6 protein-coding genes and 1 pseudogene are annotated in these 6,145 nt (G+C 43.0%); 2 read left to right on the top strand and 5 right to left on the bottom strand.

The annotated features are described in order from the left end of the window. Nucleotides 1-100 precede the first annotated feature (100 nt). Entirely contained in the window at nt 101-661 is a 561-nt protein-coding gene (locus LC605_RS30535) for a nitrate transporter (RefSeq protein ID WP_229551166.1), read from the bottom strand. A gap of 824 nt (nt 662-1,485) precedes the next feature. On the opposite strand from LC605_RS30535, the gene LC605_RS30530 reads away from it, so the two are divergent. Then, complete coding sequence (locus tag LC605_RS30530; protein WP_229551165.1) at nt 1,486-3,474, top strand: S8 family serine peptidase; 1,989 nt, start codon at nt 1,486-1,488, stop codon at nt 3,472-3,474. A gap of 179 nt (nt 3,475-3,653) precedes the next feature. Here the strand turns inward: LC605_RS30530 and LC605_RS30525 are convergent, their stop codons facing one another. The 3 genes from LC605_RS30525 to LC605_RS30515 all read right to left on the bottom strand — a co-directional run bounded on the left by LC605_RS30525 (nt 3,654) and on the right by LC605_RS30515 (nt 5,057). Then, nucleotides 3,654-3,956, bottom strand: a complete 303-nt coding sequence (locus LC605_RS30525; protein WP_229551164.1) for a TMEM165/GDT1 family protein — start codon at nt 3,954-3,956, stop codon at nt 3,654-3,656. A 217-nt stretch (nt 3,957-4,173) separates the two neighbouring features. After that, nucleotides 4,174-4,605 (bottom strand): TMEM165/GDT1 family protein, encoded by a 432-nt coding sequence (locus LC605_RS30520; RefSeq protein WP_229551163.1) that lies wholly within the window; start codon nt 4,603-4,605, stop codon nt 4,174-4,176. A 101-nt stretch (nt 4,606-4,706) separates the two neighbouring features. Continuing rightward, nucleotides 4,707-5,057 (bottom strand): YkgJ family cysteine cluster protein, encoded by a 351-nt coding sequence (locus LC605_RS30515; protein WP_229551162.1) that lies wholly within the window; start codon nt 5,055-5,057, stop codon nt 4,707-4,709. Nucleotides 5,058-5,303: 246 nt separating this feature from the next. Between LC605_RS30515 and LC605_RS30510 the strand changes: the two genes are divergently transcribed. Beyond that, a complete protein-coding gene (locus tag LC605_RS30510; protein ID WP_229551161.1) occupies nt 5,304-5,447 on the top strand; it encodes a photosystem II reaction center protein Ycf12/Psb30 in 144 nt (47 codons plus the stop codon). 210 nt (nt 5,448-5,657) lie between these two features. Here LC605_RS30510 and LC605_RS30505 read toward each other — a convergent pair. Next, nucleotides 5,658-6,145 (bottom strand): annotated as a pseudogene (locus LC605_RS30505) (single-stranded-DNA-specific exonuclease RecJ); the annotation flags it as partial.

Below are 6,145 nucleotides of genomic sequence, written 5' to 3'. Positions count from 1 at the left end.
CATAGAAATGTTAATAGGCTCAAACGGACATGATATAACTCATGAATGTGGAGAAAAGACAAGGAAAAACTTCTCTTTTCGTGGAGAAGCAGGATAAAGTTTAGGAAGATTTTTTCCCATCTGAAACCATTTGCGAGAGAATATAGGCTCCAAAATCTAGTAACTGATCCAGCAAAAAGCCGATGATACCGATGTAGAGTATCACCTGGATTATGTAATCGGCATTACCAGCTTTATAAGCATCCCAGAGAGTAAAACCAAGTCCTTTTGTGCCTATTAACATTTCTATGGCAATAACTATAAACCATGCTACCCAAATGCTAACTTTCAAAGCATGAAATATATGAAATATAGCTACTCGAAAGTTATTATTCTGTCTATGAAAATGTCGCATACCTATTGCCGTATTAATAATCATTGTCCAGAAAGTTCCTAGAAAAACTACTATAATAGCAGCCGAGTCGTTCTCTTGAAATGCTATTAGGGCAATAGGTAGCAGAGCGATAGGAGGAATACTATGTGGGATCTGAAATATCAGCCTAAATAGCTGATAAATCATGCTATTCATACCTATTAAATATCCGATGAAACTACCCAATACAACGGCGGGAATGTAACCCACAAATAACCGTTGCAGGCTAGCTAAAATGTCTAAAAACATATTATTTTCTCTGCCTCAGTTCTCGTAGAAAACAGTTGGGAAATACTGCGGCAATAACACAAACTTCAATATAAAAGTGTAAACACATACACTTTGTTTGAGCATGACAAGCTTTTTTATATCTTCTCCTCCTTCATTAGTAATCAAAAAAGTTAGGTATTATTACGATGTGATAGTAGTACAAAGAAGAGGTAAAACTTTGCTTTAGTAAACTTTATCAGAAAAGCAAATCCTGATTAGTAAATTCAATACAATTTCCAGAATTTAGTTGCTTGATGATTGTAACAAGAGAGCATTTATAAAAATAATTCGTAATACCTCGACTCCCTTCCCTGCGGGACGCTACGCGAACGGCTGCGCTCACGGCGAGTCGCTCGGCACAAGTTCCTAATTCGTAATTGAATTAAGCTAGACACTTCGGGGGAGCCAATTGGCTTGTAGTGTGTAAATTGGACTTAGTACAGCTGTGCATAAAATCGTGGCGAATTGAGGGTTGAAATTTAAACGCATAGGCGCTTCGCCTTCCCGCAGGGTAGGGGCGCAAAGGGAAGCGCAAAGGTTCGCAGAGAATTCGCTACGAATTTATGAAATATTGTACTTAGTGTTCCCTGTTCTCATTGACTGGGTTCGCCTGCAAAAACTGCGTAGGCGTAGCCCGTCGTAGACATGGCGTTATTCAGTGGTATGGAATACAAATAACACATGAAATAAGAAGCATCCACAAACTAAACGTCAGTGTCAGCTGCACGCAGCTTGCTTTAAAAGTAAGGCATAATACGGTTTTCCAATGCCCCATACCCAATTTAATAGTAGGAGATTAAACGATGGTTCAGGTTCGCTATGGTGGACAGAATGGTCAACAGTTTGAACTTGCTATCAGTAACGAACACGTTGTTGTGCGTACCGAAAGCCGCAGCACTGTTGTCGGTGCAAGACCGTTTGAAGTTGCACCTGTGTCACCCAGAGCTCGTGGCATCCTCAATCAATTTGAGTTAACAACACGGTTTCGGCAAGCGGGTGTGGAAATTCTGCGAGCGAAAGTTCCAAATCAGGGCGTCGCTTTGCGCGATCGCGCTCGTGAAATTCTCAACCAAGAGTCTGAAGTCCAATTTGCCGGACGTGTCCTGATTGATCCAGTATCCAAACAACCTGTAGTTTATACCGAAAACCTTTTCGTTAAATTCAATGACGAAGAAGAGTCAAGGGTCTGCCAAGAGGTCTTAGGACGTTACGGCTTAACAATTAAACGCCAACTTGAATATGCACAGAATGCTTACTTTGTCAACTCACCTGTAAATACTGGTATAGCCATCTTTGACATCGCCGAGAGACTTCTGAATGAGGAATCAGTAGAACTGTGCCATCCTGAACTAGCGCGTGAGTCACGCCAACGCCAGGTTTTCCCGCACCAGTGGCATTTAAAGCAAACAACAATTAATGGTAAGGTAATTAACGCCCATGCCAACGTCGAGGCAGCTTGGAAGTTGAGCGATGGCACTGGGACAATTATTGCAATAATCGACGACGGTGTGGATCTCGATCATGAAGAGTTCCGTTCCTCTGGCAAGATTGTTGCCCCGCGTGATGTCACACGTAAAAGTAACAATCCCAGCCCGGGGAACGACAATAACCACGGCACAGGCTGTGCAGGAGTAGCTTGTGCAAACGGCAACTTTGGGGCATCTGGTGTGGCACCGGGTGCAAAGCTGATGCCGATTCGTTTAGCTTCGGCGCTGGGGTCACAGGATGAAGCAGATGCTTTTGTTTGGGCGGCTCAAAATGGTGCTGATGTCATTTCTTGTAGTTGGGGGCCAGCAGACGGTACTTGGTTTGAGCCAAACGATCCTGTACACAATCAAAAAGTACCTTTACCTGACTCCACACGACTTGCTATAGATTTTGCAATCAATAAAGGACGCAACGGTAAGGGCTGTGTAATTTTATTCGCTGCTGGTAATGGTAACGAAAGCGTGGATAATGATGGCTATGCCAGCTATCAAAAGGTGATTGCGGTGGCAGCTTGTAACGACTTCGGCACGAGAAGCGCTTACAGTGACTTTGGTCAGGCGGTCTGGTGTGCCTTCCCCAGCAACAATGGGGACAGTTCTCAAACCAGTGGAATTTGGACAACCGATCGCTCTGGTGTACTTGGTTATAATTCGGGTAATCGGAATCTGGGTGAGGCCGCAGGTAACTACACAAACGAATTCGGCGGAACTTCCAGTGCTTGTCCAGGTGCAGCTGGTGTCGTAGCCCTGATTATTGCCAGAAACCCAAATCTGCGTTGGGATGAAGTGCGAGAGATTATTAAACGCTCCAGCGATCGCATTGATCCATCTGGAGGCAAATATGATGCCAATGGTCGCAGCCCCTTCTACGGTTACGGTCGAATCAATGCTCTCAAAGCTGTGGAATTGGCCAAGCCAGATCAAACATCGCCCATCAGCATATTCAAAGCAGTCCAAGATATCCCAATTAATGACTTGCAAGTATCAACATTGTCGTTGGCGATCGCTAATACCAGCCTGATGAAATCCATCAAAGTTAATGTAGACATCGAGCATACTTTTATTGGGGATCTTGTAGTTACTCTCCTTCCTCCAGTGGAAATAGGCGTACTTCCCATCGTTCTGCACGATCGCCAGGGCGGAAGTACAGATAATATTAAAACAACCTATGACGAAGTAAATACCCTTAAACTTGCTGCCTTTAAAGGTAAAAGTCCACAAGGAACCTGGACTCTTGAAGTTGCAGATCAGGCTGAGGCAGATACAGGAAAGATTCGCGGCTTAACCATTGAAATTGGATTGTGAAATTTATCTGAATGTGCAAACCCAATGATTAGATATCGGAGTGAAAATGAATCTCAAACCCTTATCCTGTCTAGGTGAAAACCTAATTTATACCAGAATTCTTGTAGAGACGTAGCAGTGCTACGTCTCTACAAGAATTCTGGGTAACGCATATTTAATTTCACCAGATGTCTATTTGGTCAGGGTATTTGTTCAGAATCTGCCGATGGTTCATTGTTAAATAACAGCAGGCGTGCAGCGAGGATAGCAAATCCCACAGCAGCGATCGCTTTCAACACGCGTGTAGGTAATAATTCGGCTACAGCTCCTCCTGCTAATGCTCCCAACAGGCTTGTTAATAGCAGTGCGCCTGCTGCACCAAAAAATACTGCACGCAAAGAATTAGAACGCCCTGAAAGTGCGATCGCCGCAAGCTGACTTTTGTCACCCAATTCTGATAAAAAAACTGTAATAAAACTCAGTCCTAATAGATGCCAATCCATATGATTAAGGGGGAGGTGGGGGAAGTGGGGGAAGTGGGGGAGATGAGGGAGATGGGGGAGATGAGGGAGATGAGGGAGAATGACTACTAACTTCTAATTCCTAATTGTGGTTCTTCCAATTCTTAACTTCTAATTCTTAACTCCTAATTCTTAAGTTCTAATTCTTAACTTCTAACTCCTAACTCCTAATTCTTAACTCCTAACTCCTAACTTTTAACTAACCTTGGAATACATCCCAAAACAGCATTAGGGAAATCACCAACAACATGACGCCGGATGATTTTTCTATAGTTTTCGGGCTGAGTCGGCTGGCTATCCAACTACCTAAAAGTACGCCTAATAAGCTGGTGCTTATCAACGCCGCCGCAGATCCCATAAATACCACCCACGGCGAATGAGATTCTGCACTCATTAACAGAGTGGATAGTTGAGTTTTATCTCCGATTTCTGCTAGAAAAATAGTTACAAATGTTGTACCAAAAACTACTAACGCTGATTGCTGCTTTTGGGGACTATCGGCAACTACAGGCTGAACTGGCTCAACGGCGATCGCAGGAGTTAAGTTAAAATCATTGCTGTCTTTCGGTTCTAGCTCGATCTCAGTCTGAGATCCGTCAGAAATGCCCAAAGGTACAGAGTCAAGTTTCACAGGCAGTAGTTTTGGTTGCTAAAGTTTTTTCATATTTCTATCATTTTCTCAGATTTTTGTCATAAATTGCAACCGACAGACGAAAACAACTAGTGGGAGTGTCATAGCCCTACAGCTTTATTGAAGCGTAGTATTTCCAGACTGCGATCGCCGTAGACTCCTTCTATTTGCTGGCGACAGCAGTCAATAGCAAAATCGTTGACTTCTTCAGGTTCAACCCCATACATATCCTGAAACACTTCTGATTCCACACGGCAGAAGCGAGGACGATTGGAGTAGATGCGGCATTCTCGCGTGGTATGGTCGAAATTAACGCACCATCCGTCTTCGGCTACCATGCTGAGGTAGAGTTCTAGTTCTGGTGGTGAGAGATAGTCTTCCAAGTCTGGACGATCTGCTGGAGTAAGATTGCAGCAGGCTCCACATTGCTTTACACATTGCCAAGTTGACATTTTGGATTAGAGATTGAGGGGGATGAGGGAGATGAGGGGGATGAGGGAGATGAGGGGGATGAGGAGACAAAGAAAGTGTTTTCCCTATGCCCCATTCCCTATGCCCTTATTTTACGTTTTTATGTCTTTTCTTATAATTTTGTTAAGTAAATTAAATCTAACAGGCCATGGCCAGATATGATCGATTGCGGGTTTTGTAATTAAGTTATTGAATTTTTTAAGACAATTGGCAGGAGAAAAGGAAAAATGTTTGACGCTGTATCTGACTTGTTTAATGCTTTTACCAGTATTAATTGGGAAGTTATTTTCCAATTGCTGTCCGTGGGGCTAATTGTGATTGCTGGGCCAGTGGTGATCTTTTTGCTGGCATTTCGCAACGGCAACCTATAAGAGTGCTGATTGAGAGTTAGGAGTTAGGAGTGAGGAGTGAGGAATTAAATTTCTTCTCAACTCATAACTCATAACTCATAACTCATAACTCATAACTCATAACTCATAACTCCTAACTCCTAACTCATAACTCATAACTCATAACTCATAACTCCTAACTCCTAACTCCTAACTCCTAACTCCTAACTCCTAACTCCTAACTCCTAACTCCTAACTCCTAACTGATAACGCCTGAAGTGCAGCTTGGATAATATTGTCATAATGTGGTTGAGAAATATCAACTTCTTTGGCGGTTTGACGATTAGTGCCCAGCAAACCAATTATATGTCCTGGCTGCATGACTAAAACTTTGCCTTCAGAATTTTTAATTCTTAATTCTGCTTCAATACCGTTTTTATAAAAACCACAAGTATAATGTCGCTGGTTGTACTCAAAGGTGGTGCTTGATGGGATAGGCGGCGAAGCAAAAAATTGTTGAAGCTGAGTTGGCAGTCTGACACCGATTAACTCTAGCTCGATGGTGGTGTTACCGTTAAAGTAATTTTCTCGTAGTTTGTAAGCGATATCCACTCGCAGTGGTAGCTGGAAATAGTCGCCCCAACGCCAAGCGATCGCTTTGATTTTATACTCCTGATGATCAATAGTTTGGGCAATTGTCAGTTTAATGTGACCCTTACCAACGATTTTTTGCTCAACCA

This window comes from Nostoc sp. CHAB 5836 (genome assembly GCF_020829445.1).
Lineage (GTDB): Bacteria > Cyanobacteriota > Cyanobacteriia > Cyanobacteriales > Nostocaceae > Nostoc.
Note: the sequence above shows the minus strand (reverse complement) of the source record. Positions and strands in the feature narration are given on the sequence as shown.

Coding starts and splice junctions, on each gene's coding strand:
- LC605_RS30535 (WP_229551166.1), bottom strand. CDS start 661: ATGTTTTTAGACATTTTAGCTAGCCTGCAACGGTTATTTGTGGGTTAC.
- LC605_RS30530 (WP_229551165.1), top strand. CDS start 1,486: ATGGTTCAGGTTCGCTATGGTGGACAGAATGGTCAACAGTTTGAACTT.
- LC605_RS30525 (WP_229551164.1), bottom strand. CDS start 3,956: ATGGATTGGCATCTATTAGGACTGAGTTTTATTACAGTTTTTTTATCA.
- LC605_RS30515 (WP_229551162.1), bottom strand. CDS start 5,057: ATGTCAACTTGGCAATGTGTAAAGCAATGTGGAGCCTGCTGCAATCTT.
- LC605_RS30510 (WP_229551161.1), top strand. CDS start 5,304: ATGTTTGACGCTGTATCTGACTTGTTTAATGCTTTTACCAGTATTAAT.